We start from the raw sequence: 25,585 nt of genomic DNA, 5'->3' as shown, positions 1-25,585 counted from the left end.
GATCTACCTGGGGGAGGCTCGGGTTGCCCACACGCGGTCCGCGAGGCCACGGTCAACAGTCGGCGCTGGCCCAGCTGAAGCAACGGCTGTCGGACATGAAGTCCGGCATCGTCAAAGGGGTCCTGGGCGCCACGGCCGCGCTCGGCGTGGCGGCGGAGCTCGTCGAACCCGTCGGTGACGCCCTCAAGGGGCAGCAGTTCCTCGGCGGCTCGTTCGCCGCGGTCGTCGCCCTCATCCTCTTCGGCGCGATCAGCGACTCCTCCGACCGGGAGGTGTCCGGTGTCGACGTGTACGGCACCCTGGGCGAGCTCGGCGCACCCGCCGAGGAGGCCTTCGAGGCCCGGCACGTCCGGATCTACTTCTCCGGGTTCACCATGCAGACGCTGCACGACGTCATCCGGGACCGTCTCATCGAGGTCGCCGACGGCTCACTGCGCCCCAAACGGCTCACCCTGCACATCATCGTGGCGCACCTGAACTCGCCGATGAACCTGCCGGGCGCCCTGGCCGCGGTGCCCGGCGGGAGCGGGGACGTCACCTTCACGGACTCCCCGGTGAACCGCGAGCGCATGCGGGAGGACTTCACCCTCAAGTACTGGGAGAGCCTGCGTTCCCTGCTCGACGACATCCGCCGCCGCAATCCCCGCGTCGACATCGAGTGCGAGGTGCGCGAGTCGCCGCACGGCCCCCAGTCGAAGCTCTACATCCTCAACGAGGAACGGGCCATCTACGGAACGTACGGGATCATGCGGAGCACCTTCTCCCGGGGCGGCGCCGAGCACGAGATCCTGGACGCCGCCGGGTTCGGCATCAAGCACGGGGACGCCCGCTACATCGGCTGGAACGTCCGCTCGCGCACCAAGTCGACCCGTCAGGTGGCGAATTACCACATGGCCTGGTTCCAGAACCTGTGGGACGTCCTGGAGACGGTGAAGCCCACCGTGCCCGTGATCACCGACCCCGTCTGGCAGGCGCCCCGCGGAACCGGCTCAGCGACCTGACGCCTGCCAGTCCCGCAGCGCGTCCATCGCCTGTTCCACGTCCGGGACCGCGTCGAGGCCCAGCGGTCCCGCGGCGAGCCCCACGGCCCTGCACACGCGCCAGGCGGCAGCCGAGAGCTCGGTGTCGCCCGGCGTCCCCGGCAGGCCGAGGGCGGCCCGCATGACGTCGGCGAAGACCGACTGCGCGTACTCGAGGTCCAGGTAGGCGGGCAGGTCGTCCACGAGCCCCTCCGTCAGCTCCCCCCGGCCCGCGGCGTGCATCGCCTCGGCCCAGAGCTTCACCATCTGGTCCCGGTCGGCGTCGTCGTACTCCATGCGGACGAGGTGAGTGGCCAGATCGTGCAGCGGATCGCCGTACAGCGCCAGCTCCCAGTCGATCACCGCGATGTCCTGATCCCCCAGGATCACGTTCCCGCGGTGGACGTCGGTGTGGAGCAGGCAGAACGGGCGCGGCACGAGCGCGCCGTGCCGCAGCTTCACGCGCTCCATGGCGTCCTCCGGAACCCCGAGCGCATCGAGAAGCGCCCCGAACCGCTCCCGGTGCGGGCGCCGCACCCGGTGCTCCGTCCAGTCCGCGAGCCGGCGCAGGAAGCCGGTGCTGTCGCCGGACGCGGGCCAGCCGCCGGGCAGCGGAGGCAGGTCGTCGGCGGGGATACCGGCCACCCTCGCGAAGAAGTCCGCGAACTCCTGAAGGAGTTCGTACCCCACGGGCCCGTAGGGGGCCACCGCCGCGAGGGTCCGGCCGGGCCGGTACTCGTGCAGGGCCGAGGTGCCGAAGTCCACCAGGCAGCGGGGGACTTCCGGCAGGTGGCGCGCGACCGCGCCGAGGATGTCGGACTCGCGGGGCCAGGCCCGCGGGCAGACCTGCGCCCCCGGCAGCGGCGTGCGGAACTTGGCGTGCGCGCCGAACCGCGGGTTGCCCAGGAGCAGCGCCAGCGGCCGGCCGAGGCGTACGACGTAGTTGCTGTTGTGGTGCCCGGCAGCCCGTTCACCGCCGGGGCCGTGACGGAGCACGGACCTCAGACGGCGGGCCAGAATCGCAGGGGCTTTGCGCGGCAGGGGGGATGACATGAGGGCGCAGGCTAGTCGCCTATCCCTCTGTTGCGGCACGTATTCGGCTACTTGGACAGATCTTACGAAAATGCTTGGTTTCTGCGCGGATACCGATCACGCCCGCTGCCGCCCGTCACGGAGGATCTCCAGCACCGCACCCAAGGAGCTGACGACGTACTCGGCCCCCGCCCCGCGCAGCCTGCTCTCCTTGGAGTCGTTGCGCGCGTACCCCAGGAACTGGACACCCGCCCGCCTGGCCGCCTCGCAGTCCGACGGCGCGTCGCCGACCATCAGGGTGACCTGCGGGTCGGCTCCCATGGCGCGCAGCGCCCGGTTGATGCAGTACGGGTCCGGCTTCAGCAGTTGGAGATCCCGGGTGCGGCCGTAGAGGTGAGGGGCGAAGCAGCCCAGGAGACCGCGCGAGTCGAGGTAACGGGACACCGCGCGGGCCGAGTTGTTCGACGTGATCGCCAGCCGGGCGCCCACGGCCTGCCAGGTGCGGATGAGCGGGTCGGCGTACGGCGTGGGCCACGCCGTACGGGCCGCCTCCAGCTCGTCCTGCGTGAAGCGCTCTTCCAGCTCACCGACGAGGTCACTGTCCGGGTGGCGCCGGTTGACGGCCTGCAGCACGACGTAGGGGTCCTGGGCCTCGCGTTCCCCAGAGGTGAGGAGGCCGTGCAGCCCACGCTCAGCGAGCCACCGGACCTGGTTCTGCGCCACCTGTTCCGCCTTGAGCCTCGCGAAGAGCCGGCAGATGGGACCGTCGAAGTCGAAGAGGACGAAACGAACAGGTGCGATCACTTCACGTAGGGAAGCGATCGCATCTTGCTCCTGCTCGCCACGTGTTGCGTCAGACTGCGTCGAATCTGGGGTCATTTAAGAGAGTGTCAGGTCCGAGGTGATGGTTGCCCAGAGTGCGTCGAACCACTTCTGCGACTCCTCCACGAACACGGTGTCGCGGGAGGCCGGCGTTCCCTTCACGAACGAGAACAGCAGCGCCTGCGTCCCCCCGACGTCGTAGAGGTCCACCATCTCGTTCTCGGGCTCTCCCGGGGCGTCCATCTGCACCGGGCCCGCCGCGAGCGTGTAGTAGGCGAGCAGCGCCTCCAGGCCGTTGAACAGGTACAGCTTGACCGGCGTGGTGAAGGGCAGGGCGCGGAAGGTGACCCGGACGTCGATCCCGTGCGAGGAACGCAGCGCCAGGAGATTGTGGCGCATCACCTGGCCCTGGGCGTTGCGCTGGGCGAGCCAGCGGTGGTGGATCCGGTCCCTGCTGACCGCGCCCGGTTCCACCGGCACCGGAAACGCCAGATCGATCTCGCTGCTCGGCAGCAGGATCCGCACCGTGATGGACTCCGGCCGCAGCCGCCCCTCGTGGATGAGGCGGACCGGCTCGCCCAGCGCGACCATCAGGGTCTCCGCGGTGTAGGACACGACGTCGATCGTCACGTGCGGCTGCGCGAAGGCCTCGGACAGGCGGGGGGCCAGGGCCACCATCGAGGGCTGGGGGACCGGGCTCGCCGCCGCCGGTGGCGCTGCCGCCGCGGCGGCGACCCGGGGCGGGCTGCCCTTGCTGACGTTGGACAGGAGGCCCTCGCTCTGGAGCTTCTTCATCGCCTGGCGTACGGTCCCGCGCTCGACGCCGAACTCCTCGGCCAGCTCGGCCTGGGTCGGCAGGCGTTCTCCCGCTTTGAGCTCGCCCGCCCTGATCCGGTCGCGGAGCGTGTCGGCGATGTCCTGGGGTGAGAGTTTTCCACTGCCGTTCACTGCCACGTTCTCCTGGGTCACGACCAGACGATACAACTCAGCGCCATCTCACGGCAGTTGCGGGGAAGTTGTTTATCCGGGCCGACCAAGTGGGGACAACCTAAGCAGAGTTGGTTGCCAACTGACTCAAGATGGCAGAAGGAGGAACCACCATGCCCGCCATAGCCCTCCTCGCAGCCGTGGTCGCCGTCAGCGTCGAGCAGCTCGTGCAGTGGAAGTACGGACCGATGGGCATCGTCGGACTCCTTCTGCTGACCGTGGGTGTCAAGGCGCGCAACCCCACGTGCAGCTCCATCGGCGCCGTCGTCCTCGCCCTGATGGTGACGGGTCCGGCGTCCTGACGGGTCCGGCGTCCTGACGGCGCGCCGGTGAACGGCCCGGGCGGCGGCCGGCCCGGGGGCCACCCGGCTCCCTAGCCCGCCGCCAGCTCCAGATCCTGACTGATCGTGTTCCAGAGCGCGTTGAACCACAGGTGCGACTGCTCCACGAACGTCGTGTCCCGCAGCCCGTCCCCCTGCTGGAACGGAAAGAGCATCGACTGCGTGCCCTGCGCGTCGTACATCTCCAGGGACTCCTTGCCGATCTCCTCGTCCCGCTTGGTGAGCGTGTAGTAGGCGAAGAGCGCCTCCGCGCCGTTGATCAGGTAGAGCTTCACCGGCGGCGTGAACGGCAGCGCGCGGAACTGCACGGACACGTCGATGCCGTGCGAGGCCCGCAGCGCGAGGAGGTTGTGCCGCAGCACCTGCCCCTGCGCGTTGCGCTGCTCCAGCCAGCGCCGGTGCACCCGGCCGCCCTCGTCGTCCCCGCCGTCGACCGCCGCGGGGAAGGCCAGGTCGATGTCCCGGCTCGGCAGCAGCACCCGCACGTCGACCTTGGCCGGTTTCCGCCGCCCCGCGTGGATCTGCCGCAGCGGTTCGCCGATGGCCATGGTGAGGGAGATGGACGTCAGGCACAGGGCGTCTATCTCTACGTGCGGGACGTCGAAGGCTGCCGCGATGCGTGGGGCCAGACCGACCATCGTGGGCTGCGGGCGCGCCGCGCCCGGACCCGCGGGCGTGCGCTCCGAGGGCTCCGCGACCGTGGCCGGACTGCCCTTGGACACATTGGACAGCAGATGCTCCCGGTGCAGGATGCGCAGCGCTTCCCGCACGGCACCGCGCTCCACACCGAACTCGTCGGCCAGCTCGGCCTGGGTCGGCATGCGCTGTCCCGGCCGCAGCGAGCCGGAGCTGATCCGGTCGCGCAGCACGTCGGCAACGTCGCGGTGGGACCGCTGCGTTCGCTTGCGCCCGTCGACTGCGGCGTGTTCGGTGGTCACAACCAAACAGTACAACTTCGCGCCATCTTACGGGAGTTGCAGGAAAGGTGGTTATGAGTCGTCTCCAGGCGGAGATAACTCAGTTGAAGTTGGTGGCCAACTTCGGCGACATGGTCAGACCCTCCCGGGGTTGGCCACCAGCCGTCGGCCCCGCCGCGAAGCACCGCTTCCCGGCAGCCGGTTGGTCATCGACCGAACGGGGTCCGCCGCCCCGATCCCGAAGGAGGGACCGTCATGCCGCTCATCGCCATCGTCGTCGCCGCCCTCGCCATCGGCTTCGAGCAGCTCGTCCAGTGGAAGTACGGCCCGCTCGGCATCGTCGCCTTCGTCCTGCTGACGGTCGGCATCAAGGCCAAGAACGTGAAACTCAGCGGCGTCGGAGCCGGACTGCTCGTCCTGCTCCTCGCTCAGTCGGGCTGACGCCCCGACCCGCCCTGCCCGGCCGGCCGGGCTCCCATCCGGAGGGGAGCCGGGAGTCCGGCCAGCCGTTGCAGAAGCGAGCCCCGGCCCCGGCTACGGGGGGCCGGGGCTCGCCTGCGCCCACCGCGGCGCCCCGCACGGGCACGCCACCTCACGTCAGCAGGTCGTCGACCTGCGCCTCCCCCACCCGGTAGCGTCGCGCGATCTCCGCGCTGCAGTCGTCCGCCGTCCGCTGCAGCAGCTGGCGGCGCCGCGACACCTGCTGTTCGTAGCGCACCAGGCGGCCCATGGCCGTGTGCAGCTCGTCGTCGGTGCGCGCCGCCAGGTCGGAGAGCTCCACCTCGGCGAGCATCTCGGTGGCCAGCAGGCGGTACTCCTCGCCGTGCGGGGTGCCGAGCGTGACGTGCCGGGCCGAGGAGCGGTGGCGGGCGGGGGCGTCCGTGAGGATCTCGGAGAGCCGGGCCACCACGGTCGCCTGCGGCTCGGGCGCCGTCGGGTGCGGCTCCGTGCGCCGCGCGATCTCGGCGCGCAGGATGTCGATGCGCCCCTGCAGCAGACGCCGCACATAGCTGAGGTCGGCCTCGTCCTGCTGGGCGGACCTGCGCAGCTCACGGAGCTCGGGCAGCCGCAGCGCGGCCAGGTCGTGCTCGGGCACGTCGGGCAGCAGGCGTCCGCCGGTGCGCTGGGCCGGCGGGCGTGGAACCGGCGTGCGCCGCAGCGAGATACGCCCGGGCGACTGCCCCGTACTAGGTGTGCTCATCTGCCTCTACCCGTCCCCTCGACCGGCCGACGCGGTGCACCGCGTGTGAGCATCGTGCCACCCCGAGTGGCCGCTATGTGAACGAGTGCCCGGAATCGGCCCCGGATGGGGGGATCGGGACCGGTTCCCGGGCGCCGTGCGCGGCACGGCATGATGGCCGCATGCGAGCTGTGGTGCAGAGGGTCGACGGCGCGAGCGTCGTCGTGGACGGCGAGACGGTCGGCGCGATCGACGGCGAGGGCCTGTGCGTCCTGGTGGGCGTCACGCACGACGACACCAAGGAGAAGGCGGCCCAACTGGCCCGCAAGCTCTGGTCGTTGCGGATGCTGGCCGACGAGCGGTCGTGCAGCGACATCGACGCGCCGCTCCTGGTCATCAGCCAGTTCACGCTCTACGGCGACGCCCGCAAGGGCCGCCGCCCCACGTGGAACGCGGCGGCCCCAGGGGACGTGGCCGAACCCCTGGTCGACGAGGTGGTGGCGCGGCTGCGCGCCCTCGGCGCGACGGTGGCGACGGGCCGCTTCGGCGCCCAGATGCGGGTCGGCCTGACGAACGACGGCCCGTTCACCGTGCTGCTCGACATGTGAGCCGCACGGGCCGGGCGGCCAGATCCGGAACGACCCGGCCAGATCCGGAACGACCCGGCCAGATCCGGCCCGACCCGGTCCGGCCCCTAGGGCTCGACCACCACTTCCTGCGCCGCCGCGGTGTCCCCCGCCACCAGCTCCGCGTCCAGCGGTACGTTCCGCTTGATGAGCCCGAGCGCGATCGGCCCGAGCTCGTGGTGGCGTACGGCCGTGGTGACGAAGCCCAGCTTGCGGCCCTCGGCGCCCTCGCTCGCCAGGTGCAGCGGCGTGCCCGGCACCGGCAGGTGCACCTCGCTGCCGTCCAGGTGCAGGAAGACCAGGCGGCGCGGGGGCTTGCCGAGGTTCTGGACCCGGGCGACGGTCTCCTGGCCGCGGTAGCAGCCCTTCTGCAGGTGCACGGCCGTGCCGATCCAGCCCAGCTCGTGCGGGATGGTGCGGTGGTCGGTCTCGAAGCCGAGGCGCGGCCGGTGGGCCTCCACGCGCAGCGCCTCGTACGCGAGGAGTCCGGCCGCCGGGGCGTTCTCGACGGCGTACGTCTCCAGGTCGGTGCGCGGCAGGAACAGGTCGCGGCCGTGCGCCGTCTCGCGGACGACGACGCCGTCCGGGACCGGCGCGATGGAACCGGCCGGCAGGTGGACGACGGCGATCTCGTCGGTGCGGTCGGCGACCTCGACCCGGTAGAAGAACTTCATGCTCTCCAGGTACGCGATGAGCGCGCCCTGGGAGCCGGGCTCGACGTGCACCCAGACCGTCTCGCCGTCGTCGACGAGGTACAGCGCGTGCTCGATGTGGCCGTTGGCGGAGAGGACGAGGGCCTCGGTGGCCCGGCCGGTGGGCAGCTCGCTGACGTGCTGGGTGATGAGCAGGTGCAGCCAGCTCAGCCGGTCCGGGCCGGTGACGGTGAGCACGCCGCGGTGCGAGAGGTCGACGAATCCGGTGCCGTCGGCGAGGGCGCGCTGCTCACGGAACAGTTCGCCGTAGTGGGCGGCGACGCCTTCGTCCACGCCCTCGGCGGGGACGGCGCCGGGCAGGGACAACAGGGGGCTCTTCATGTTCACAAAGACTACGACCAGCGGGGCGCCGCTTTTATTTCTGGGCGGCGTTCCGGCGGCACTTCCGGCACTGCCCGAAGATCGCGAAGTGCTTCAGGTCGGTGTCGAAGCCGAAGGTCTCGCGCAGCTTGCCGGTGAACTCCGCCGCGACCTCCGTGTCGGCCTCGATGACGTCCGTGCAGTCCCGGCACACCAGGTGGATGTGGTGGTGCCGGTCCGCCAGGTGGTACGTCGGCGCGCCGTGCCCGAGGTGGGCGTGCGAGACGAGCTTCAGCTCCTCCAGCAGCTCCAGGGTGCGGTAGACCGTGGAGATGTTGACCCCCGACGCCGTCTTGCGCACTTCGCAGAGGATGTCGTCGGGGGTCGCGTGTTCCAGGGTGTCGACGGCTTCGAGGACGAGCTGACGCTGGGGCGTCAGCCGGTAACCGCGCTGACGCAGGTCGCTCTTCCAGTCGGAGTCGGACTCGGTGCTCGCCACAGCAGAAGTCTAGGACGACTTCGGGGGAACGGGCCTACTTGAAGAAGGCGATGCCGTCGTCGGGCAGGTCACCGAGGTTGCGCGCCATGGCGGCGACGTCCTCGGGGGAGACGACCTTCTTCAGCTGGGCCGACATGTAGGGGCGCAGCGGCACCTCGGGGGTCTGCTTCTCGCCGACCCACATCAGGTCGCCCTTCACGTAGCCGTACAGGCGCTTGCCGCCGGTGTAGGGGCCGGAGGCGGCGGTGCGCGCCACGGCGTCCGTGACCAGGTCGATCTGCGGCTTCTGGTCGGCCAGCTCGCCGTACCAGACCTCGACGACACCGTCGTCGCGGACCATCACGACCTCGACCTTGCGGTCCTTGTCGATGCGCCAGAAACCGGACTCGGACTCCAGGGGCTTGACCTTGTTGCCCTCGGCGTCGAGCACCCAGGTGTACGAGCGGTACTCGATGAAGTCCCGCCCGTCGTGCGTGAAGGAGACCTCCTGGCCGAAATTCGCCTTCTCGGCGCCGGGGAAGTCGGTGACGCCCGCGCCCGCCCAGTTGCCGAGGAGGAAGGCGAGGGGGACGAGGTCGGGGTTCAGGTCGGACGGAATCTCGATCATGGGAAGCTCAGGCGATCTGTGGAGGTGGCGGTGGGGGGTCTCGTCAGCGCTGGCCCTGGTACAGCTTCTTCACGGTCAGCCCGGCGAAGGCGAGAACGCCGACGCAGACGAGAACCAGCAGGGCGGAGAAGAAGGCCTCAAGCACGGGGTGCTCCTCGGTGAGCGGTGGGGCAGGTATCAGAGCCGGTCCCACTGTAGTCGGGCCGCGCCCGTCCCTCTCTGTGAGGTCGGCCCCTCGGGGCACGGGCCGGGCGGGCGCGGGCCTACGATGCGGCCATGGCGAAGAAGCTCGTGATCAAGGTGACCGCCGGGGCCGACGCCCCCGAGCGCTGCTCGCAGGCCTTCACGGTGGCGGCGGTGGCCGTGGCCAGCGGGGTGGAGGTGTCCCTGTGGCTGACGGGTGAATCGGCGTGGTTCGCGCTGCCGGGCCGGGCCGCGGAGTTCGATCTGCCGCACGCGGCTCCGCTGCCCGACCTGATCGACTCGATCGTGGCGGGCGGCCGGCTCACCCTGTGCACGCAGTGCGCGGCCCGCCGTGACATCACGGAGAAGGACGTCATCGAGGGCGTGCGGATCGCCGGGGCGCAGGTCTTCGTGCAGGAGGCCATGACGGACGGCGTCCAGGCGCTCGTCTACTGACCGCCGGGGCGCCGGCGCCGCTTGCCGTCCAGCTCGTCCCACCACTCGTCGGACTTCGCGTCCCCGCTGGGGTCGTCCCACCAGCGGTCCTCGGGGCCGCGCCGGTTGGCGACGATCGCGGCGAGCGGCGGGATCACCATCGCCACGACGCACATGCCGACGGCGACGGGGATCGACCAGAGCCGCACGACGCCCCACGCCAGGACGAACAGTGCGATGCACGTGCCCATCATGGCGAAGTACCAGTGGCGCCTTCGTGCGTACATACGTCCAGCGTAGGACGGAACGGACCGGAGGGCCGCACCCCGTTCCAGTGGCGTCCAACCCCCTGGGGTGCGGCCCTCCGGCCGTGCGTCGCGCGGCGGTGCTCAGACCGCGATCGCGACCTCCGCGAGCCCGCCGGTCCGGGCGACGACCGTGCGGTCGGCCGTTCCGCCGGGGATCAGCGCGCGCACGGTCCACGTGCCCTCTGCGGCGTAGAAGCGGAACTGTCCGGTCGCCGAGGTCGGGACCTCCGCGGTGAACTCGCCGGTCGAGTCGAGCAGGCGCACGTAACCGGTGACGGGCTCGCCGTCGCGGGTCACCTGGCCCTGGATCGTGGTCTCACCGGGCTTGATCGTCGAAGCCTCGGGGCCGCCGGCCTTTGCTCCACACATACGTACTCCTCGGGGAAAGAAAGGTCGGGCGGTGCTACTTGTTGGCGCCGAGCTCGATCGGCACGCCGACCAGCGAGCCGTACTCGGTCCAGGAGCCGTCGTAGTTCTTGACGTTGGTCTGGCCGAGCAGCTCGTGCAGGACGAACCAGGTCAGGGCCGAACGCTCACCGATGCGGCAGTAGGCGATGGTGTCCTTGGCGAGGTCGACCTGCTCGTCCTCGTAGAGCGCCTTGAGCTCGTCGTCGGACTTGAAGGTGCCGTCGTCGTTGGCGTTCTTCGACCAGGGGATGTTGCGGGCGCTCGGCACGTGGCCGGGGCGCTGCGACTGCTCCTGCGGGAGGTGCGCCGGGGCGAGCAGCTTGCCGCTGAACTCGTCGGGCGAGCGCACGTCGACCAGGTTCTGCGTGCCGATCGCGGAGACCACGTCGTCGCGGAAGGCGCGGATCGAGGTGTCCTGGGCCTTGGCCTTGTAGTCGGTGGCGGGGCGGGCGGGGACCGCGGCGCCGTCGACCAGGTCGCGGGAGTCGAGCTCCCACTTCTTGCGGCCGCCGTCGAGGAGCTTCACGTCCTGGTGGCCGTAGAGCTTGAAGTACCAGAACGCGTACGAGGCGAACCAGTTGTTGTTGCCGCCGTAGAGGACGACGGTGGAGTCGTTGGCGATGCCCTTGGCCGAGAGGAGCTTCTCGAAGCCCTCCTGGTCGATGAAGTCACGGCGGACCGGGTCCTGGAGGTCCTTGGTCCAGTCGATCCGGATCGCGTTCTTGATGTGGTTCTTGTCGTACGCGGAGGTGTCCTCGTCGACCTCGACGATGACGACCTTCGGGTCCTCGATGTGGGCCTCGACCCAGTCGGCGTCTACCAGGACGTCGCTGCGGCTCATGCTTTTCTCCTCCGGGGCAGTTGCGGCGGTGCGGCTGTGCTGCGGTGCACGAGGGGCGCGCCGGGTACGGGCCGTTTCGGTGCGGGGAGGCACGGGTGGCGTACGTACGGCGCGGGGTGGCCGTCGGATGGGCGTCGACGGCCGGGGAACGAGGGGTGAGGCCCTCGTCAGAAGGTGCGACAGAGCATGGCGGCGACGCGGCACAGGTCCACTGCCCGCCGCTTCGTGAGGTCCGCCTGTCGTTGCATGCGTCCGATCGTAAGGACGGAGGGGCTGCCGTGTCACCGGCGCTCCGCATGGTGAGACACGATCGTCCACGATGCGGGAATCGTTGAAGCCCGGGACCGCCCCGGCGGGGCCCCGGGCCTGCTGTCGCCCCCGTCACATCCGCCCGCCGGACGCCTTCGTCTCGTACTGCGGACGCAGCGCCCCGGAAGGCCCCGGAAGGGGGTGTTTCAGCCCGCCAGGCGCACCTGGGAGCCGGTGACCGTCATGTCGACGCCGTCGGGGGCCGCCTGGACCTTCTCCAGCTTGATGCCGGCCGGCAGCTCGTCGATCTTCTGCTGGAAGTCGGTGACGTCGCGGGCCATGCCCTCGGGGAGCGGGATGGAAACGCCGAGGACGTCGAGGCTCTTGGGGATCTCGTCGGCGTGCACCTTGATCGTGTCGCCCTCGACGCGGACCGAGCTGAGCACGTGGACGGGCTTGGGGAGCTTCGCGCCGCCCTTGCTCACCTCGACCTCGACCTTGATCTTGCCGTTGCCGCCGTCGGAGAGGCCGACGACCTTGCCGGTGGCGCCGAGCGGCAGCTCGACGGGCTCGGACTTGCCGGCCTTCAGGAGCTCGTCGTACGTGACCCGCGCGGTGCCCGTGGCGGTCGCCGCGGTCGCCGAGCTGTAGTCGCCGGAGAACTTCACGCCCTTCATGTGGGCCCGCAGATCGGCGATGCGGATGAAGTCGGACCCCGACCTGGCGTCGTAGTCCTTGATGCCGACCTCCACGTCGTCGAGCTCGCCGCCCGCGACCTGGGTGAGGAACGGGAAGCCCTTGATGGAGACGTCGGGCGTCTCGCTCAGCCCCTCGCTGGTGCGCATCTTGTCCGCCGCCTCGCCCTCGGCGAAGTTCACGGCGAGCCGGTCGGCCGCCACGAACAGGCCGCCGAGGATCACGACGACGATCAGAAGTATGCGTACGGCTCGCTTGCTCATGTCCGGAGTTCCCCCACCTTGTCCCCCGTCTCAACGTTCCTTGCCGCGAGCCTAAAGGACAGGTCCCCGGCCGCAGGGTGCGGCCGGGGACCTGTCGATCAGCTGTGACGATCCGTCGGCAGCCGGGGCGCGGGGCTCAGCCCATGGCCCGGCCGAGGACGTAGACGACCGGGGCCGCGGCGGCCAGCGGCAGGGCGACGCCCGCCGTCATGTGCACGAACCGCGACGGATAGTCGTAACTGGCGACCCGGTGGCCGATCAGCGCGCAGGCACCGGCGCCGAGCGCGAGCAGCGCCCCCTTGGTGCCGTAGTCCGTCGTCCCGCCCACCGCGACCCCGGCACCGGCGGCCGCGAGCAGCGCCACGACCACGGAGGCGGGCGTGGGCAGCGGCAGCGCGCGGGCGAGGATCGCCACGGCGACGGCGATGCCGCCCACCGTCACGGCGTCGGCGGCGGCCGCCAGGTGCCCGGCCGCGACGATCGCGAGCGCGGCGGAGGTGACCGTGGCCATCAGGCCGTACATCCGCTCGTCGGCGCCCGCGTGGCTGCGCAGCTGCAGCACCAGCACGAACAGCACCCACACGCCGAGGGTGCCGAGGATCGCGGCGGGGCCGTGCTCCTTGCCGACGCCGAGGAGCACGGCGTCGGCGACGACACCGCCGAGGAAGGCGAGGGCGATGCCCTGCCGGGCGGGCCACATGCCGTTGAGCCGGAACCAGCCCGCGGCCGTCACGGCCTGCAGCAGCACCAGGGGCACGAGCAGCGCGTACTGCCCGACGGCGGCGCCCGCCGCGAGCAGCAGTCCGAGGAGCGCGGTCAGCGCGGCGGGCTGCATGCCCGGCTCTATGATCGGCGACCGCCCTTCGGCGCGGGCCCGCTGGGCGTCGGTGACGCGGGGGTTGCCGGTGGTGGTGGCGGGCCCGTAGGAGGCGGCGTCCGGGCCCTCGGCCGGGGCCGGGGCGGCCCGGCCCGCGCCGTCGCCGGGGGCGGGCGCGGGGACGGCCGCCGGGTCGCCGTCCTCGGGGGGCAGCGGCTGCCCGTACGCGGCGTTCGCGCCCTGGGCGGGCAGGTACGCCGTCTCGGTCACGTCCACCGCGGCGGCCGGCGGCTGCACCTGGGTCTCCCAGGTCTGCCCCTCCCACTGCTGGGCGTAGGGGTCCTGGGCGTACTGCTGCGGCTCGGCGTAGTACGGCTGGGGCTGCTGGTGCGGCTGCTGTCCGTACGGCTGCTGCTGGGGCGGCTGCCCGTACTGCTGCTGGGGATCCGCGTAGTACTGCTGCTGCTGTTGCTGTTGCTGCTGTTGGTACGCCTGCTGTTGCTGCTGGTACGCCTGCTGGTCCCGGTAGGCCTGCTGCTGGTCCGCGTACGCCTGCTGGTCCGGGTGGGGCTGCTGCGGGTCCGGGTACGGCTGTCCCGGGTGCTGCTGCCCGGGGTACTGCCGCGGATACCCGTCGTACCCGTCGTGCCCCTCGTACCCGTCGTACCCCTCGTAGGGCTGATTGGACATGGCGCTCATCCTCCTGCGAACGGCGGGAGCACCTCGACCGTGCCGCCCTCGGCCAGCCGTACGGTCTCATGCGCGCGGGTCCCGACGGGGTCGCCGTCGACGAGGAAGGAGCAGCGCTGCAGGACCCGGACCAGTTCTCCGGGATGCCGCTCACGGGCGGCGTCCAGCGCGTCGGCGAGCGTCCGCGCCGCGTAGGGCTCCTCGGCGATGCCCGCGGCCGCCTTGGCAGCGGCCCAGTAACGAATGGTGCCGTTCACCATGCGACTCCCCTTTCGGTCGGCGGTTGCCGACGTCCATGATGCCGTGGCCCACGCGCCGATCCGCGCGACCAGGTCGTCGGTGGCCGCGTTCTCCGCGTGCCCCATGCCTTCCTCCAGCCACATCTCCGCTCCCCCGCCGCTCGCGGCCGCGAGCATCCGCGGGTGGTCCACGGGGAAGTACGGGTCCCGGTCGCCGTGCACGACGAGCAGCGGCGTCGGTGCGATGAGGGGGACGGATTCGACCGGCGAGAGGGGCACGGGGTCCCACTCGTGCGGGTGGATTCGGGTCCGCAGCCCGAGCCGGCCGACGACGCGGCCCGCGGGCCGGGTGACGACCCAGTGCAGCCGCCGCATCGGCGCCGTTCCCCGGTAGAACCAGCGGGCCGGGGCGCTCACCGCGACCACGGCGTCGGTCCGCGCTTCCGTGCGCCCCCTGTGCAACGCGGCGTGCCGCAGGACGACGGACCCGCCCATGGAGAAGCCGACGGTCACCACCCGGGCGTACCCGAGCGAGCGGGCCCACTCCACCGCGGCCGCCAGGTCGAGGACCTCGCGGTCGCCGACCGTGGAGCGCCCGCCGGACCTGCCGTGCCCCCGGAAGGAGAACGTGATCACGCCCGCACGCTGGGCGAGGACGCCCGCGACGCGCCGCACGTGGGGCCGCGTCAGGTCGCCCGTGAAGCCGTGCGCGACCACGATCGCGAGGTCTCCCGCGGGGTCGGGCCCGGGGTCGTGGGCGGCCTCGACGGCCACCCCGTCCCGGGTGCGCAGCATGGCGCGCCGGTGAACGCGACCCTGACCGCGAGTGAGCGGCGGCACACAAGATCGCGCCGCGTGACCTGCCGGACCGGAACTCATGTGGGCTATTCTGCTGGGCAGAGGATCCGGGCAGCGAAGCCCCCGGGTCCTTTCGTGCTTTCAGGAGCGCTGTATACGACCAGCGCGGGCCCCGGGCGCGGGCCCCAAAAAGCACCGTACGAAGCAGTGCCGCATACGTCCTCGCAGGGACCGAGGAGGAACCGACGTAATGGGCGAGCGAACCGTGCACGACAGTGAGACGACCCGGGCAGGTGGGGCGCGATGAGCTCTCTGCTGCTCCTGACCAATGCCCTCCAGCCGTCGACGGAGGTGCTCCCCGCCCTCGGCCTGCTCCTTCACAACGTGCGCGTCGCCCCCGCGGAGGGGCCCGCTCTCGTCGACACCCCCGGTGCCGACGTCATCCTGATCGACGGGCGCCGTGACCTCCCGCAGGTGCGCAGCCTCTGTCAGCTGCTGCGCTCCACGGGCCCCGGCTGTCCGCTGGTGCTCGTCGTGACGGAGGGCGGCCTCGCGGCCGTCACCGCCGACTGGGGCATCGACGACGTGCTCCTCGACACGGCGGGCCCCGCCGAGGTCGAGGCGCGGCTGCGGCTCGCGATGGGCCGCCAGCAGATCACCGTCGACGACTCCCCCATGGAGATCCGCAACGGCGATCTCTCGGTGGACGAGGCGACGTACAGCGCGAAGCTCAAGGGCCGGGTCCTGGACCTGACCTTCAAGGAGTTCGAGCTGATCAAGTACCTGGCGCAGCACCCGGGCCGGGTCTTCACCCGCGCCCAGCTGCTGCAGGAGGTGTGGGGCTACGACTACTTCGGCGGCACCCGCACCGTCGACGTGCACGTGCGCCGGCTGCGCGCGAAGCTCGGCGTCGAGCACGAGTCGCTGATCGGCACCGTGCGCAACGTGGGCTACCGCTTCGTCGTGCCGGAGAAGGTGGACCGCGGCGCCGACGAGGAGAAGGCGAAGGCGGCGGCGCCCCGGGCCGAGGGGAACGGCGGCCGTGCGACGTCGCCCGCTCCGCGGACCGTGGAGTCCGCTCCGAAGGAAGCTGCCGTACGGCCTGCCCAGCGGTAGTTCCATCCGCGTAGACTCCGCGCGTGGCCAAGGTGACTCGGGATGACGTGGCACGACTTGCGGGTACTTCGACCGCGGTCGTCAGTTACGTCATCAACAACGGACCCAGGCCGGTCGCCCCGGCCACGCGCGAGCGGGTACTCGCAGCGATCAAGGAGCTGGGCTACCGGCCGGACCGGGTTGCCCAGGCCATGGCCTCGCGGCGCACGGACCTCATAGGCATGATCGTGCCGGACGCGCGCCAGCCCTTCTTCGCGGAGATGACGCATGCCGTCGAACAGGCGGCGTCCGAGCGCGGAAAGATGGTCCTCGTCGGCAACTCCGACTACGTGGAGGAGCGCGAGACCCACTATCTGCGCGCCTTCCTCGGCATGCGGGTCTCCGGCCTGATCCTCGTCAGCCACGGCCTGACCGACCAGGCGGCCGCGGAGATCGACGCGTGGGACGCCCGGGTGGTGCTCCTGCACGAGCGGCCCGAGGCCATCGACGACGTCGCCGTCGTCACGGACGACCTCGGCGGCGCGCAGCTCGCCACCCGGCACCTCCTGGAGCACGGCCACGCGTACGTGGCGTGCCTCGGCGGCACCGCCGACACCCCGACCGTCGGCGACCCCGTCTCCGACCACGTCGAGGGCTGGCGGCGCGCGATGCAGGAGGCCGGGCGCTCGGTCGAGGGCCGCCTCTTCGAGGCCCCGTACAACCGCTACGACGCCTATCAGGTCGGCCTGGAGCTGCTCGCCGGGCCCGACCGGCCCACCGCGATCTTCTGCTCCACCGACGACCAGGCGATCGGCATCCTGCGGGCCGCCCGTGAGCTGCGCATCGACGTGCCCGAGGGGCTCGCGGTCGCCGGCTTCGACGACGTGAAGGAGGCGGGTCTGACGGACCCGCCGCTGACGACGGTCGCCTCGGACCGTCCGGCGATGGCCCGCGCCGCGGTGGACCTCGTCCTCGACGACGGCCTGCGGGTCGCGGGGTCGCGCCGCGAGCGCCTGAAGCTGTTCCCCTCCCGCCTGGTGGTCCGCCAGTCCTGCGGCTGCCAGTAGGCCACGGGCCACAGCCGCCGCCCGTCGGACCGCGGCGGCCTTTACAGCAGCGGCTATAGCAGCGGCCTTTATAAGGGGCATACGCACTTCTGCCGGGCTTCTCAGGACGTACTCAGCCCTCTCTCATGTACGGGCGACAGTCTCGTACCCATGACCGAGACCTTCCGCCACAGCGGCGAGTACCCCCAGCAGCAGTCGTCAGCGCCTGTGCACCACGGCGGTACGCAGGGCGGGTACGCCCACGGTGCGTACCCTCCCCCGCCCGCTCACGCGCCGGAAGTCCCGCAGGCGCCCGGCCCGCGCCGGCGCCGGGCCAAGGGGCCGGTGGCCCTGCTCGCCGCCGTCGCCATCGCGGCGGCCGCGGTCGGCGGCGGCACCGCGTTCGCCGTGCAGACGCTCACCGACCGGGACGGCGGTTCCTCCGCCACCAGCACCGACGTCGTGCCGACCAGCAAGCGGGGCACCGTCGCGGGCGTCGCCGAGGCCGTCAGCCCCAGCATCGTGGAGATCAGCGCCACCACCGGGCAGGGCAAGTCCACCGGCTCCGGCGTGATCACCAAGAGCGACGGCGAGATCATCACCAACAACCACGTCGTCGCGGGCGCCTCCGCCATCAAGGTGCGGACGAACGACGGCAAGACGTACGACGCCGAGGTCGTCGGCACCGACAGCAAGAAGGACCTCGCGCTGATCCAGCTGAAGGACGCCTCCGGCCTCAAGCCCGCGACCCTCGGCAACTCCGACAACGTCAAGGTCGGCGACGAGGTCGTCGCCATCGGCTCCCCCGAGGGCCTGACCGGCACCGTCACCAGCGGCATCGTCTCCGCCCTCGACCGCGACGTGACCGTCGCCACCGGCGAGGGACAGGAACAGCAGCAGGACCCGCAGGGCGGCTGGCCGTTCGAGTTCGACGGACGGCAGTTCAACGGCGACACCGGCTCCTCGAAGACCACGTACAAGGCCCTGCAGACCGACGCCTCGCTCAACCCCGGCAACTCCGGCGGCGCCCTCATCGACATGAACGGCAACATCATCGGCATCAACTCCGCGATGTACTCGCCCAGTTCGTCCGGCCAGGGCACCGGCCAGTCCGCCTCATCGGGCAGCGTCGGCCTCGGCTTCGCCATCCCCGTCGACACCGTCAAGGACGACCTCGGCAAGCTGCGGGCCGGCTCCAAGAGCTGATCCCGCGCACCGGATGCGCGCACCGCACACCCCCGCACGACCCCAGGAGGCCGTCATGTCCGGCAGCACCTTCACCGGCGTCACCGTCAACCGCGCCCGGCACGCGCTGGCCGTCACCATCGGCTGGGGCAGGCCCGACACCGATCCCGCCGGGCTCGGCCTCCCGCTGTCCGTGGCGCGGGACCTGCACGGCGGCCAGGCGGTCCGCGCCCCCGAGGTCGCCCCGCCGTCCGGCGCGCGCCCCGCCGCGCGCCGCACCGCCCGCGCCCGCGTGCGAGGCTGATACCGGCCCCGTCCGACCCGTACCCGAGGAAGTCCGAAGCCCATGAGCCCCGCCGAAGGCGACCGCACCGGTGACCGCGAGCAGCAGCGCATCCTGATCGTGGACGACGAACCCGCCGTGCGGGAGGCGCTGCGGCGCAGTCTCGCCTTCGAGGGATACGGCACGGAGGTCGCCGTCGACGGCGCCGATGCGCTGGAGAAGGCCGCGGCCTGCCCGCCCGACCTCGTCGTCCTCGACATCCAGATGCCCCGCATGGACGGCCTCACGGCCGCGCGCAGGCTCCGCGCCACCGGGTCGACCACCCCGATCCTGATGCTGACCGCGCGCGACACCGTCGGCGATCGCGTCACGGGACTGGACGCCGGCGCCGACGACTACCTGGTCAAGCCGTTCGAGCTGGACGAGCTCTTCGCCCGCATCCGCGCGCTGCTGCGCCGCAGTTCGTACGCGCCGGAGGCCGGGCAGGCCGCCGAGGGCGACACCCTCGCCTTCGCCGACCTGCGGATGGACCTGGCGACCCGCGAGGTCACGCGGGGCCCGCGGACCGTGGAGCTGACCCGCACCGAGTTCACCCTCCTGGAGATGTTCCTCGCGCACCCGCGCCAGGTCCTCACCCGCGAGCAGATCCTCAAGGCGGTCTGGGGCTTCGACTTCGAACCGTCGTCCAACTCCCTGGACGTGTACGTCATGTACCTGCGCCGCAAGACGGAGGCGGGCGGCGAGCCGCGCCTCGTGCACACGGTGCGGGGCGTCGGGTACGTGCTGCGGGGCGGCGAGTGAACAGGCTCGTCCGGCGCTACCGGGGCCTGCCCCTGCGCTCCCGCCTCGCGCTGCTCGTGACGGTGGCGGTGGCGCTTGCCGTGGCGGCGGTCGCGGTGTCGTGCTGGATCCTCACCCGCGCCCAGTTGCGGGACCAGATGGACGACTCGCTGCGCAGCCTGAAGGTGGGCCAGGGCTATCTGGAGCTGACGGCGACCGCCTGCAGCAACACCAGCCCCAGCCCCGACGGGGAGACGCCGCCCGGCACCACCACGCTGTTCGTGCAGATCGTCCGGCCCGACGGCACCCGGTGCGTGGGCCGCGGCTCCACCCCCGTCGTCGTGGAGCGGTCCGACGTGGGCGTGGCCCAGCAGTTGCGGGCGCAGAGTCTGCACGACGCCAAGACGGACACCGGCGCGTCGGTGCGCGTCCTGACCCAGGTCGACGCGGAGAGCGGGTACACGGTCTCCCTGGCCCGCCCGCTCTCGGAGATCGACGACCCGCTGAACAAGCTCGCGCTGCTGCTCACGGCGGTCGCCGGCATCGGCGTCCTCGGGGCCGGTGCCGCCGGTCTGTGGGTCGCCCGTACCGGACTGCGCCCCGTGGACCGCCTGACCGGCGCCGTCGAGCACGTCGCCCGCACCGAGGACCTGAGCCTGCGCATCCCGGTCGAGGGCGACGACGAGATCGCCCGCCTGTCGGAGTCCTTCAACTCGATGACCGCCTCGCTGGCGTCCTCCCGCGACCTCCAGCAGCAACTGATCGCCGACGCGGGCCACGAGCTGCGCACCCCGCTGACCTCGCTGCGCACCAACATCGAGCTGCTCGCCCGCAGCGAGGAGACGGGCCGGGCCATCCCGCCCGACGACCGCAAGGCGCTGCTCGCCTCGGTCACCGCGCAGATGAGCGAACTGGCCGCGCTCATCGGCGACCTGCAGGAGCTCTCCCGCCCCGACTCCGGCACGGCGGGCGACAAGGTCCAGGTGCTGGCCCTGCACGATCTGACGAGGATCGCCATCGAGCGGGCCCGGCTGCGCGGCCCCGAGCTGACGATCACCGCGGACCTCGCGCCCTGGTACGTGCGGGCCGAGCCGCCCGCGCTGGAGCGGGCCGTCGTCAACATCCTGGACAACGCGGTGAAGTTCAGCCCGCCGCACGGCACGGTCGAGGTCCGGCTCGACCGGGGGCACCTGACGGTGCGCGACCACGGTCCGGGCATCCCCGCGGACGAACTCCCGCACGTCTTCGACCGGTTCTGGCGCTCGCCGACCGCGCGTTCCCTGCCGGGGTCGGGCCTCGGCCTGTCCATCGTGGCGCGCACGGTCCAGCAGTGCGGCGGCGAGGTCGCGCTGCGGGCCGCGGAGGGCGGCGGCACGGAGGCATCGGTACGGCTGCCGGGCGCGCCCACCCCGCCGCCGGACACACCCGCACCCTGAGCGGGAGGAACCGCCTTGCGGGACGGCCCCGGGCCTGCGGCTCCTAGTGGCCGATCCCGATCCCGGAGCCGACGATCCGTACCCGGATCCCCTCCTTCTCCACCGACACGTCCTTGAGCGACATCGTCCCCTCGCCGGGCAGCTTCGGCAGCTGGAAGGCGAGGGTGAGGCGGTCGGCGAGGACGGGCCGGGTGAGCTGGGAGAGGCCGTTCAGCAGGGCCGGGTCCAGGCCCAGCTTCTTGAGGAGCTCGGGGTGGCCCATGGCGACGTCGATGAGGTTGAGGCCCATCACGTCGTTCACGAACCGCGCGGAGCCGGTGAGTTCGTTCAGCTTGGTGTCACTGCGGAGGGCGTCGCGCACCACGTGGTCGGGCACGCCGAGCCGCTGCGTGATCGCCGGGACGGACAGCAGCGCCTTCGCCTTCGCGGTCTCCTCGGCGACGCGGTCGGCGGAGCTCTTCGACAGGTGCAGGCCCTCCTTCTCGCGCGTACCCGGGCGGTAGGTCGCCAGGTCGCCGAGCTGGAGGCGCATGCCGCCGATGTCCGTGGAGATGCCGCGGTCGCCGTTGCGCTGGATGCGGGCGTCGGCGCGCACCTTCAGGTCGTGGCCCGCGACGGGCAGCGTGCCGCGCGCGAGGACCTGGTCGCGGCCGCGGCCGGTGAAGGTGACCTGGGAGGCGCCCAGCTCGCGGTTGAGGTCGTCGAAGGAGAGCAGCACCTCGCCGTTCATCGCGCCGATGTCGGCGCCCTTGATCGAGGTGGGCCCGTCGCCGTTGATCGTGACGTCCGTGGCGGTCGCGGAGACCTTGGCGAGCGAGACGCGGTCGGCGGCGACGTCGGGGACCGTCACCTTGACCTTGTCGACGCGCTTGTCCAGGACCTGGGTGAGGAACGGGAAGCCTTCGATGTCGACCTCGGGGGCCGCGCTCAGGTTCAGCTGGTCCTTGAGCTTGTCCGCGGCCTCGTGCTCGGCGTAGAGCAGCGCCCAGCGGTCGCCCAGGGCGAGGAAGGCGGCGGCGACGAGGACGGCGACCAGGGCCTTCACGGCGAGCGGCAGGCCCGCGAAGCGGTTGCTGCGGCGGCGGCTGCCGCGGCGGTGGTTGGGCGGCGTCCAGGGGGCCTCGGCGGCCGGCTCGTCCTTCTCCTCGTGGAGGAACTCCTCCAGCGGGTTCGGCGCGAGCGCGCCCAGTTCGTCGTACGGGTTGGTGTACGAGGTGACGGGCAGTCGAGCGGTGTCGTTCTGGTGGTCGTCGTGGGCGTCGCGTGGGGCATCCGGAGGATGCGTGGCTATGCGGTGGGGGGAACGCATCAGGTGATCCCACCATACGTTCACACCCCACCCCAAGCCTTACACCCGGTAACACCCGGTTTCGGCCGGTTCTTTAACGCGCTGTTTTCACTTCGGGCTTCACTTCCCGTTTCCCTGCGCGCGTGATCGGCGTCCACCGGGCGTCACCCGGGGGCCGGGCGGTGGCCCGCTACTTCACGACGGTGATCCGGTCGGCCTTCGGCGGCGCGATCGGCTCGTCCGCCGAGGAGTTGGCGGTCAGGTAGTCGCCGAACGCCTTCAGGTCGTCCGCGCCGACCAGCGGCTTCGTCCCCTTGCCGAGCTCGGCGAAGCCGTCGCCGCCGCCCGCGAGGAAGGAGTTCATCGCGACGCGGTAGGTGGCCGCCGGGTCGATCGCCGTGCCGTTCAGCCGGATCGAGTCGGCGACGACGCGGTCCGCGCCGGTCCTGGTCATGTCCAGCGTGTACGTGAGCCCGGCGGAGACCTGCAAGATCTTCGGCGAGGCCTGGTTCGAACCGCTGACCTGCTGCTGCAGACCGGTGACGAGCTGCGCCCCGGTCAGGTCGACCAGATTGACGGTGTTGCTGAACGGCTGCACGGTGAACGCCTCGCCGTACGTGACGACCCCGTCGCCCTCGCTGCCGCTCGCCTTGTGGACGAGGTCGGAGCGGATGCCGCCCGGGTTCATCAGCGCCAGATCGGCCTCGGGGTCCAGGGACTTGGCGTGCGCGAGCTGCGCGTCGGCGATGAGGTCGCCGAGCGGGGACTCGGGCGTGGTGGCGCCGCGGCCGGGGACGTCCGCCGAGATGTAGCCGACGGGCCTGTTGGCGACCGGCGCGGCCAGCTTGTCCCAGCGCGAGATGAGCGAGGTCATGTCCGGCGCCTTGGCCTGCTCGCGGCTGACCACGTGGTTCGCGGACCGCACGCTCGTGCGCACGATGTCCTTGGTCCTGCGGTCGTACGTGAGCGTGGTGTCCGTGTAGAGCTTCCCGAAGGAGGACGCCGAGGTGACCATGCGGGGCTTGCCCGCCGGGTCGGGGATCGTGCAGACGTACGCGTTGTGCGTGTGCCCGGTGACCAGGGCGTCGACCTTGGGCGTGATGCCCTTGGCGATGGTGGTGATGGGGCCGGAGATGCCGTCGCCCGCGCCCGGGGAGTCGCAGTCGTAGTTGTACGTCTGGCTCGCGGGCACGCCGCCCTCGTGGATGAGCGTGACGATGGACTTCACGCCCTGCTTGTCGAGGATCTTCGCGTACTTGTTGACGGTCTCTATCTCGTCGTGGAACTTCAGGCCCTTCACGCCGTCCGCGGAGACGATGTCGGGGGTGCCTTCGAGCGTCACGCCGATGAAGCCGACCTTGACGCCCTTGTGCTTCCACACCCAGTAGGGCCGCAGCAGCGGCTTGCCGGTCTTCTCGCTCGTCACGTTCGCCGTGAGGTAGGGGTAGTCCGCGCCCGCGAACTTCTTGCCCTTGCCGCGCGCGTCCTTCTCGAAGCAGCCGTCCTTGGGGTGACAGCCGCCGTTCTGCATGCGGGCCAGTTCCGTGGCGCCCTCGTCGAACTCGTGGTTGCCGACGCTGGTCACGTCCAGGCCGAGCTTGTTCATCGCCTCGACGGTGGGCTCGTCGTGGAAGAGCCCGGACAGCAGCGGGCTGGCGCCGATCAGGTCGCCCGCGGCGGCGGTGACGCTGTACGGGTGCCCCTTGCGTGCGGTACGCAGCGACGTGGCCAGGTACTCCGCCCCGCCCGCGTCGATCTTCTTCTCGGTCCCGTCGGCCTGCTTCTCCGTGACCTGCCCCGAGGAGCCCGCGGGCGGCTGCAGATTGCCGTGGAAGTCGTTGAACGACAGCAACTGCACGTCCACCGTGCGCTTCTTGCCGCCCTTGCCCCCGCCCGCGTGGTCCTGCCCCGCGTCGGCGGGAAGCGCGGCGGCCAGCGCGCCGACGGTGGCGAGCGAGGCGACCGCGACGAGCACGCGCTGGGCACGGCGTCCGGTCCGGCGTGGCTGGGGTGTGGCTGACACGTGTCCCCCTGGGGATGGTGTGAGAAGACTTCTTCGGCAAACCGCCGCCCGCAGCCTAGAGTCAACGCGCGTAGCGCAACAGTGGGTTGCCGGTTACATCCTGGTTGCCATTGAGAGCCCCACGACTCCCAGCCCGTCCGGCGCCTGAGGACAAGCGCACAGCGCGACACCCCCCACAACCCGCACCCGACGAACGACCACAACACCCATCCAGCCCGTCCGACGCTTGAGGACGAGCGCACAGCGCGACAACCCACCACAACCCGCACCCGACCAACCACCACGGCACCGATCCAGCCCGTCCGGCGCTTGAGGACGAGCGCGCAGCGCGACAACCCCCCACGACCCGCACCCGACGAACCCCCCAAACCCCCCAATCCCCCCACCCCTCAAGGCACCCCGCCAGACTACGCTCGGGGGCATGACAGACGACCGGCCTGCCGAGGCACCCTCCGCCCCCGCCACCCCCCTCCGGACCATCGAGACCCTCGCCGCGCTCACCCCCGCGCAGGCCGACGCCGTCCTCGCGCTGCTCGCCGACGCCGCCCGCACGGACGGCCAGCAGGCGGTGTCCGAGCAGGGCCGGCTGCAGCTGCGCGGCGGCGCCCGCGACGGCGTCCGGCACCTGCTGCTCTCCGTCGGCGACGAGCTCGTCGGGTACGCGCAGCTGGAGGACACCGACCCCGTGGAGGCGCCCGCCGCCGAGCTGGTCGTCCACCCGTCCCGCCGCGGCCACGGACACGGCAGGGCGCTCGGCACCGCACTGCTCGCCGAGTCGGGCCGCCGCCTGCGCATCTGGGCGCACGGCGGCCACTCGGCGGCCCGGCACCTCGCGCAGGTGCTCGGCCTCGCCCTCTTCCGCGAACTGCGCCAGATGCGGCGCCCGCTGGCCGACCTGGACCTGCCCGACCCGGTCCTGCCGGAGGGCGTCACCCTGCGCACCTTCGTGCCGGGCCAGGACGACGCGGCCTGGCTCGCGGTGAACGCCGAGGCCTTCGCGCACCACCCCGAGCAGGGCTCACTCACCCAGCGCGACCTGGACGACCGCAAGGCGGAGCCGTGGTTCGACCCGGCGGGCTTCTTCCTCGCGGAGCAGGACGGCGCGCTCGTCGGCTTCCACTGGACGAAGGTGCACGCGGAGGAGGGGCTCGGCGAGGTGTACGTGGTGGGCGTACGCCCCGGCTCCCAGGGCGGCGGCCTCGGCAAGGCCCTGACCACGACCGGCCTGCGCCACCTCGCGGCGGCGGGCCTGCCGACCGCGATGCTGTACGTGGACGCGGACAACAAGGCGGCCGTGAGCGTCTACGAACGCCTCGGCTTCGTCACGCACGAGACGGACCTGATGTACCGCACGGAGTCCTGAGCACCACCGCCGCCCCCTCCACGGCAGGGCACGGCACTGCACGGCACTGCACGACACGGCACGACGAAGGGCGTGACGTTCCCGCGGGAACGTCACGCCCTTCGCCGTACACCGCG

Annotated in this window: 29 protein-coding genes and 1 pseudogene; 12 read left to right on the top strand and 18 right to left on the bottom strand. The window is 71.6% G+C overall.

The annotated features are described in order from the left end of the window. Positions 1 to 23 precede the first annotated feature (23 nt). Positions 24 to 1,001: a hypothetical protein gene (locus tag ACFYXE_RS21925; RefSeq protein WP_389314785.1), complete on the top strand. Its 978-nt coding sequence runs from the start codon at positions 24 to 26 to the stop codon at positions 999 to 1,001. On the opposite strand, the gene ACFYXE_RS21920 is transcribed toward ACFYXE_RS21925, so the two are convergent. The 3 genes from ACFYXE_RS21920 to ACFYXE_RS21910 all read right to left on the bottom strand — a co-directional run bounded on the left by ACFYXE_RS21920 (position 990) and on the right by ACFYXE_RS21910 (position 3,848). Continuing rightward, positions 990 to 2,072 (bottom strand): phosphotransferase family protein, encoded by a 1,083-nt coding sequence (locus ACFYXE_RS21920; RefSeq protein ID WP_389314783.1) that lies wholly within the window; start codon positions 2,070 to 2,072, stop codon positions 990 to 992. The genes ACFYXE_RS21925 and ACFYXE_RS21920 overlap by 12 nt on opposite strands. A 96-nt stretch (positions 2,073 to 2,168) precedes the next feature. Next, complete coding sequence (locus tag ACFYXE_RS21915) at positions 2,169 to 2,930, bottom strand: HAD family hydrolase (protein WP_389314781.1); 762 nt, start codon at positions 2,928 to 2,930, stop codon at positions 2,169 to 2,171. Further along, positions 2,931 to 3,848, bottom strand: a complete 918-nt coding sequence (locus ACFYXE_RS21910; RefSeq protein ID WP_389315517.1) for a winged helix-turn-helix domain-containing protein — start codon at positions 3,846 to 3,848, stop codon at positions 2,931 to 2,933. It lies immediately after the preceding gene. 125 nt (positions 3,849 to 3,973) lie between these two features. Between ACFYXE_RS21910 and ACFYXE_RS21905 the strand changes: the two genes are divergently transcribed. Continuing rightward, on the top strand, positions 3,974 to 4,162 hold the full coding sequence (locus tag ACFYXE_RS21905; protein ID WP_361171285.1) for a hypothetical protein: 189 nt from the start codon (positions 3,974 to 3,976) through the stop codon (positions 4,160 to 4,162). A gap of 71 nt (positions 4,163 to 4,233) precedes the next feature. Here ACFYXE_RS21905 and ACFYXE_RS21900 read toward each other — a convergent pair whose 3' ends face one another. Further along, positions 4,234 to 5,145 carry a FadR/GntR family transcriptional regulator gene (locus ACFYXE_RS21900; protein WP_389314779.1) on the bottom strand — a complete coding sequence of 304 codons (912 nt, stop codon included), beginning with the start codon at positions 5,143 to 5,145 and terminating at the stop codon, positions 4,234 to 4,236. Between the two features lie 228 nt (positions 5,146 to 5,373). Between ACFYXE_RS21900 and ACFYXE_RS21895 the strand changes: the two genes are divergently transcribed. Further along, positions 5,374 to 5,559, top strand: a complete 186-nt coding sequence (locus tag ACFYXE_RS21895; protein WP_055567178.1) for a hypothetical protein — start codon at positions 5,374 to 5,376, stop codon at positions 5,557 to 5,559. A 151-nt stretch (positions 5,560 to 5,710) separates the two neighbouring features. Here ACFYXE_RS21895 and ACFYXE_RS21890 read toward each other — a convergent pair whose 3' ends face one another. Next, positions 5,711 to 6,319: an ABC transporter substrate-binding protein gene (locus ACFYXE_RS21890; RefSeq protein ID WP_389314777.1), complete on the bottom strand. Its 609-nt coding sequence runs from the start codon at positions 6,317 to 6,319 to the stop codon at positions 5,711 to 5,713. Positions 6,320 to 6,480: 161 nt separating this feature from the next. Here ACFYXE_RS21890 and dtd point away from each other — a divergent pair, with 161 nt between their 5' ends. Further along, on the top strand, positions 6,481 to 6,906 hold the full coding sequence (dtd, locus tag ACFYXE_RS21885; RefSeq protein ID WP_389314775.1) for a D-aminoacyl-tRNA deacylase: 426 nt from the start codon (positions 6,481 to 6,483) through the stop codon (positions 6,904 to 6,906). A gap of 86 nt (positions 6,907 to 6,992) precedes the next feature. Here the strand turns inward: dtd and ACFYXE_RS21880 are convergent, their stop codons facing one another. Genes ACFYXE_RS21880 through ACFYXE_RS21870 form a run of 3 tightly spaced genes read right to left on the bottom strand, consistent with a single transcriptional unit; the run spans position 6,993 to position 9,043 of the window. Then, complete coding sequence (locus ACFYXE_RS21880; protein ID WP_361171273.1) at positions 6,993 to 7,958, bottom strand: folate-binding protein; 966 nt, start codon at positions 7,956 to 7,958, stop codon at positions 6,993 to 6,995. Positions 7,959 to 7,992: 34 nt separating this feature from the next. Then, positions 7,993 to 8,436 carry a transcriptional repressor gene (locus ACFYXE_RS21875; RefSeq protein ID WP_361171270.1) on the bottom strand — a complete coding sequence of 148 codons (444 nt, stop codon included), beginning with the start codon at positions 8,434 to 8,436 and terminating at the stop codon, positions 7,993 to 7,995. 34 nt (positions 8,437 to 8,470) lie between these two features. Then, positions 8,471 to 9,043: an FABP family protein gene (locus ACFYXE_RS21870; RefSeq protein ID WP_361171267.1), complete on the bottom strand. Its 573-nt coding sequence runs from the start codon at positions 9,041 to 9,043 to the stop codon at positions 8,471 to 8,473. A 276-nt stretch (positions 9,044 to 9,319) separates the two neighbouring features. Between ACFYXE_RS21870 and ACFYXE_RS21865 the strand changes: the two genes are divergently transcribed. After that, positions 9,320 to 9,682: a DsrE family protein gene (locus ACFYXE_RS21865; protein ID WP_389314772.1), complete on the top strand. Its 363-nt coding sequence runs from the start codon at positions 9,320 to 9,322 to the stop codon at positions 9,680 to 9,682. On the opposite strand, the gene ACFYXE_RS21860 is transcribed toward ACFYXE_RS21865, so the two are convergent. The 8 genes and pseudogenes from ACFYXE_RS21860 to ACFYXE_RS21825 form a co-directional block, all read right to left on the bottom strand. After that, a complete protein-coding gene (locus ACFYXE_RS21860; protein ID WP_361171261.1) occupies positions 9,676 to 9,948 on the bottom strand; it encodes a DUF3099 domain-containing protein in 273 nt (90 codons plus the stop codon). The two genes, ACFYXE_RS21865 and ACFYXE_RS21860, sit on opposite strands and share 7 nt — an antisense overlap. Before the next feature lie 102 nt (positions 9,949 to 10,050). Further along, the gene (locus ACFYXE_RS21855; RefSeq protein ID WP_389314769.1) at positions 10,051 to 10,338 is read right to left on the bottom strand and encodes a DUF1416 domain-containing protein; all 288 of its coding nucleotides are present in this window, start codon (positions 10,336 to 10,338) and stop codon (positions 10,051 to 10,053) included. Between the two features lie 34 nt (positions 10,339 to 10,372). Continuing rightward, complete coding sequence (locus ACFYXE_RS21850) at positions 10,373 to 11,218, bottom strand: sulfurtransferase (protein WP_389314767.1); 846 nt, start codon at positions 11,216 to 11,218, stop codon at positions 10,373 to 10,375. Positions 11,219 to 11,385: 167 nt separating this feature from the next. Continuing rightward, positions 11,386 to 11,466, bottom strand: coding sequence for a putative leader peptide (locus ACFYXE_RS21845; RefSeq protein WP_351007875.1), 81 nt, complete (start codon positions 11,464 to 11,466; stop codon positions 11,386 to 11,388). Positions 11,467 to 11,673: 207 nt separating this feature from the next. After that, a complete protein-coding gene (locus ACFYXE_RS21840) occupies positions 11,674 to 12,426 on the bottom strand; it encodes a DUF2993 domain-containing protein (protein ID WP_389314765.1) in 753 nt (250 codons plus the stop codon). Between the two features lie 136 nt (positions 12,427 to 12,562). Beyond that, positions 12,563 to 13,933, bottom strand: coding sequence for a hypothetical protein (locus tag ACFYXE_RS21835; RefSeq protein WP_389314763.1), 1,371 nt, complete (start codon positions 13,931 to 13,933; stop codon positions 12,563 to 12,565). Between the two features lie 5 nt (positions 13,934 to 13,938). After that, on the bottom strand, positions 13,939 to 14,193 hold the full coding sequence (locus ACFYXE_RS21830; RefSeq protein ID WP_361171346.1) for a MoaD/ThiS family protein: 255 nt from the start codon (positions 14,191 to 14,193) through the stop codon (positions 13,939 to 13,941). Positions 14,194 to 14,232: 39 nt separating this feature from the next. Beyond that, positions 14,233 to 15,051 (bottom strand): annotated as a pseudogene (locus ACFYXE_RS21825) (alpha/beta hydrolase); the annotation flags it as partial. Positions 15,052 to 15,273: 222 nt separating this feature from the next. On the opposite strand from ACFYXE_RS21825, the gene ACFYXE_RS21820 reads away from it, so the two are divergent. From ACFYXE_RS21820 to ACFYXE_RS21795, 6 genes are all read left to right on the top strand, one after another. Next, positions 15,274 to 16,086 carry a response regulator transcription factor gene (locus ACFYXE_RS21820; RefSeq protein WP_361171249.1) on the top strand — a complete coding sequence of 271 codons (813 nt, stop codon included), beginning with the start codon at positions 15,274 to 15,276 and terminating at the stop codon, positions 16,084 to 16,086. Between the two features lie 23 nt (positions 16,087 to 16,109). After that, complete coding sequence (locus ACFYXE_RS21815; protein ID WP_361171246.1) at positions 16,110 to 17,132, top strand: LacI family DNA-binding transcriptional regulator; 1,023 nt, start codon at positions 16,110 to 16,112, stop codon at positions 17,130 to 17,132. A gap of 150 nt (positions 17,133 to 17,282) precedes the next feature. Then, positions 17,283 to 18,317, top strand: a complete 1,035-nt coding sequence (locus ACFYXE_RS21810; RefSeq protein ID WP_389314760.1) for a S1C family serine protease — start codon at positions 17,283 to 17,285, stop codon at positions 18,315 to 18,317. A 55-nt stretch (positions 18,318 to 18,372) separates the two neighbouring features. Then, the gene (locus tag ACFYXE_RS21805) at positions 18,373 to 18,600 is read left to right on the top strand and encodes a hypothetical protein (RefSeq protein WP_389314758.1); all 228 of its coding nucleotides are present in this window, start codon (positions 18,373 to 18,375) and stop codon (positions 18,598 to 18,600) included. 42 nt (positions 18,601 to 18,642) lie between these two features. After that, a complete protein-coding gene (locus ACFYXE_RS21800; protein ID WP_389314756.1) occupies positions 18,643 to 19,380 on the top strand; it encodes a response regulator transcription factor in 738 nt (245 codons plus the stop codon). Beyond that, complete coding sequence (locus ACFYXE_RS21795; RefSeq protein ID WP_389314754.1) at positions 19,377 to 20,795, top strand: sensor histidine kinase; 1,419 nt, start codon at positions 19,377 to 19,379, stop codon at positions 20,793 to 20,795. Before ACFYXE_RS21800 ends, ACFYXE_RS21795 begins: the two co-directional genes overlap by 4 nt. Before the next feature lie 43 nt (positions 20,796 to 20,838). On the opposite strand, the gene ACFYXE_RS21790 is transcribed toward ACFYXE_RS21795, so the two are convergent. Next, a complete protein-coding gene (locus ACFYXE_RS21790) occupies positions 20,839 to 22,104 on the bottom strand; it encodes a DUF2993 domain-containing protein (protein ID WP_389314752.1) in 1,266 nt (421 codons plus the stop codon). A 169-nt stretch (positions 22,105 to 22,273) separates the two neighbouring features. Beyond that, positions 22,274 to 24,106, bottom strand: a complete 1,833-nt coding sequence (locus tag ACFYXE_RS21785) for a bifunctional metallophosphatase/5'-nucleotidase (RefSeq protein ID WP_389314750.1) — start codon at positions 24,104 to 24,106, stop codon at positions 22,274 to 22,276. A gap of 421 nt (positions 24,107 to 24,527) precedes the next feature. On the opposite strand from ACFYXE_RS21785, the gene mshD reads away from it, so the two are divergent. Then, positions 24,528 to 25,469, top strand: a complete 942-nt coding sequence (gene mshD / locus ACFYXE_RS21780) for a mycothiol synthase (protein WP_361171225.1) — start codon at positions 24,528 to 24,530, stop codon at positions 25,467 to 25,469. Positions 25,470 to 25,585: the final 116 nt, after the last annotated feature.

The organism is Streptomyces sp. NPDC002564 (assembly GCF_042889645.1).
Classification (GTDB): domain Bacteria; phylum Actinomycetota; class Actinomycetes; order Streptomycetales; family Streptomycetaceae; genus Streptomyces.
This window is presented reverse-complemented; position numbering and strand designations above follow the sequence as displayed.

Coding starts and splice junctions, on each gene's coding strand:
- ACFYXE_RS21920 (WP_389314783.1), bottom strand. CDS start 2,072: ATGTCATCCCCCCTGCCGCGCAAAGCCCCTGCGATTCTGGCCCGCCGT.
- ACFYXE_RS21915 (WP_389314781.1), bottom strand. CDS start 2,930: ATGACCCCAGATTCGACGCAGTCTGACGCAACACGTGGCGAGCAGGAG.
- ACFYXE_RS21905 (WP_361171285.1), top strand. CDS start 3,974: ATGCCCGCCATAGCCCTCCTCGCAGCCGTGGTCGCCGTCAGCGTCGAG.
- ACFYXE_RS21895 (WP_055567178.1), top strand. CDS start 5,374: ATGCCGCTCATCGCCATCGTCGTCGCCGCCCTCGCCATCGGCTTCGAG.
- ACFYXE_RS21890 (WP_389314777.1), bottom strand. CDS start 6,319: ATGAGCACACCTAGTACGGGGCAGTCGCCCGGGCGTATCTCGCTGCGG.
- dtd (WP_389314775.1), top strand. CDS start 6,481: ATGCGAGCTGTGGTGCAGAGGGTCGACGGCGCGAGCGTCGTCGTGGAC.
- ACFYXE_RS21880 (WP_361171273.1), bottom strand. CDS start 7,958: ATGAAGAGCCCCCTGTTGTCCCTGCCCGGCGCCGTCCCCGCCGAGGGC.
- ACFYXE_RS21870 (WP_361171267.1), bottom strand. CDS start 9,043: ATGATCGAGATTCCGTCCGACCTGAACCCCGACCTCGTCCCCCTCGCC.
- ACFYXE_RS21865 (WP_389314772.1), top strand. CDS start 9,320: ATGGCGAAGAAGCTCGTGATCAAGGTGACCGCCGGGGCCGACGCCCCC.
- ACFYXE_RS21860 (WP_361171261.1), bottom strand. CDS start 9,948: ATGTACGCACGAAGGCGCCACTGGTACTTCGCCATGATGGGCACGTGC.
- ACFYXE_RS21855 (WP_389314769.1), bottom strand. CDS start 10,338: ATGTGTGGAGCAAAGGCCGGCGGCCCCGAGGCTTCGACGATCAAGCCC.
- ACFYXE_RS21850 (WP_389314767.1), bottom strand. CDS start 11,218: ATGAGCCGCAGCGACGTCCTGGTAGACGCCGACTGGGTCGAGGCCCAC.
- ACFYXE_RS21845 (WP_351007875.1), bottom strand. CDS start 11,466: ATGCAACGACAGGCGGACCTCACGAAGCGGCGGGCAGTGGACCTGTGC.
- ACFYXE_RS21840 (WP_389314765.1), bottom strand. CDS start 12,426: ATGAGCAAGCGAGCCGTACGCATACTTCTGATCGTCGTCGTGATCCTC.
- ACFYXE_RS21835 (WP_389314763.1), bottom strand. CDS start 13,933: ATGTCCAATCAGCCCTACGAGGGGTACGACGGGTACGAGGGGCACGAC.
- ACFYXE_RS21830 (WP_361171346.1), bottom strand. CDS start 14,193: ATGGTGAACGGCACCATTCGTTACTGGGCCGCTGCCAAGGCGGCCGCG.
- ACFYXE_RS21820 (WP_361171249.1), top strand. CDS start 15,274: ATGAGCTCTCTGCTGCTCCTGACCAATGCCCTCCAGCCGTCGACGGAG.
- ACFYXE_RS21810 (WP_389314760.1), top strand. CDS start 17,283: ATGACCGAGACCTTCCGCCACAGCGGCGAGTACCCCCAGCAGCAGTCG.
- ACFYXE_RS21805 (WP_389314758.1), top strand. CDS start 18,373: ATGTCCGGCAGCACCTTCACCGGCGTCACCGTCAACCGCGCCCGGCAC.
- ACFYXE_RS21800 (WP_389314756.1), top strand. CDS start 18,643: ATGAGCCCCGCCGAAGGCGACCGCACCGGTGACCGCGAGCAGCAGCGC.
- ACFYXE_RS21790 (WP_389314752.1), bottom strand. CDS start 22,104: ATGCGTTCCCCCCACCGCATAGCCACGCATCCTCCGGATGCCCCACGC.
- mshD (WP_361171225.1), top strand. CDS start 24,528: ATGACAGACGACCGGCCTGCCGAGGCACCCTCCGCCCCCGCCACCCCC.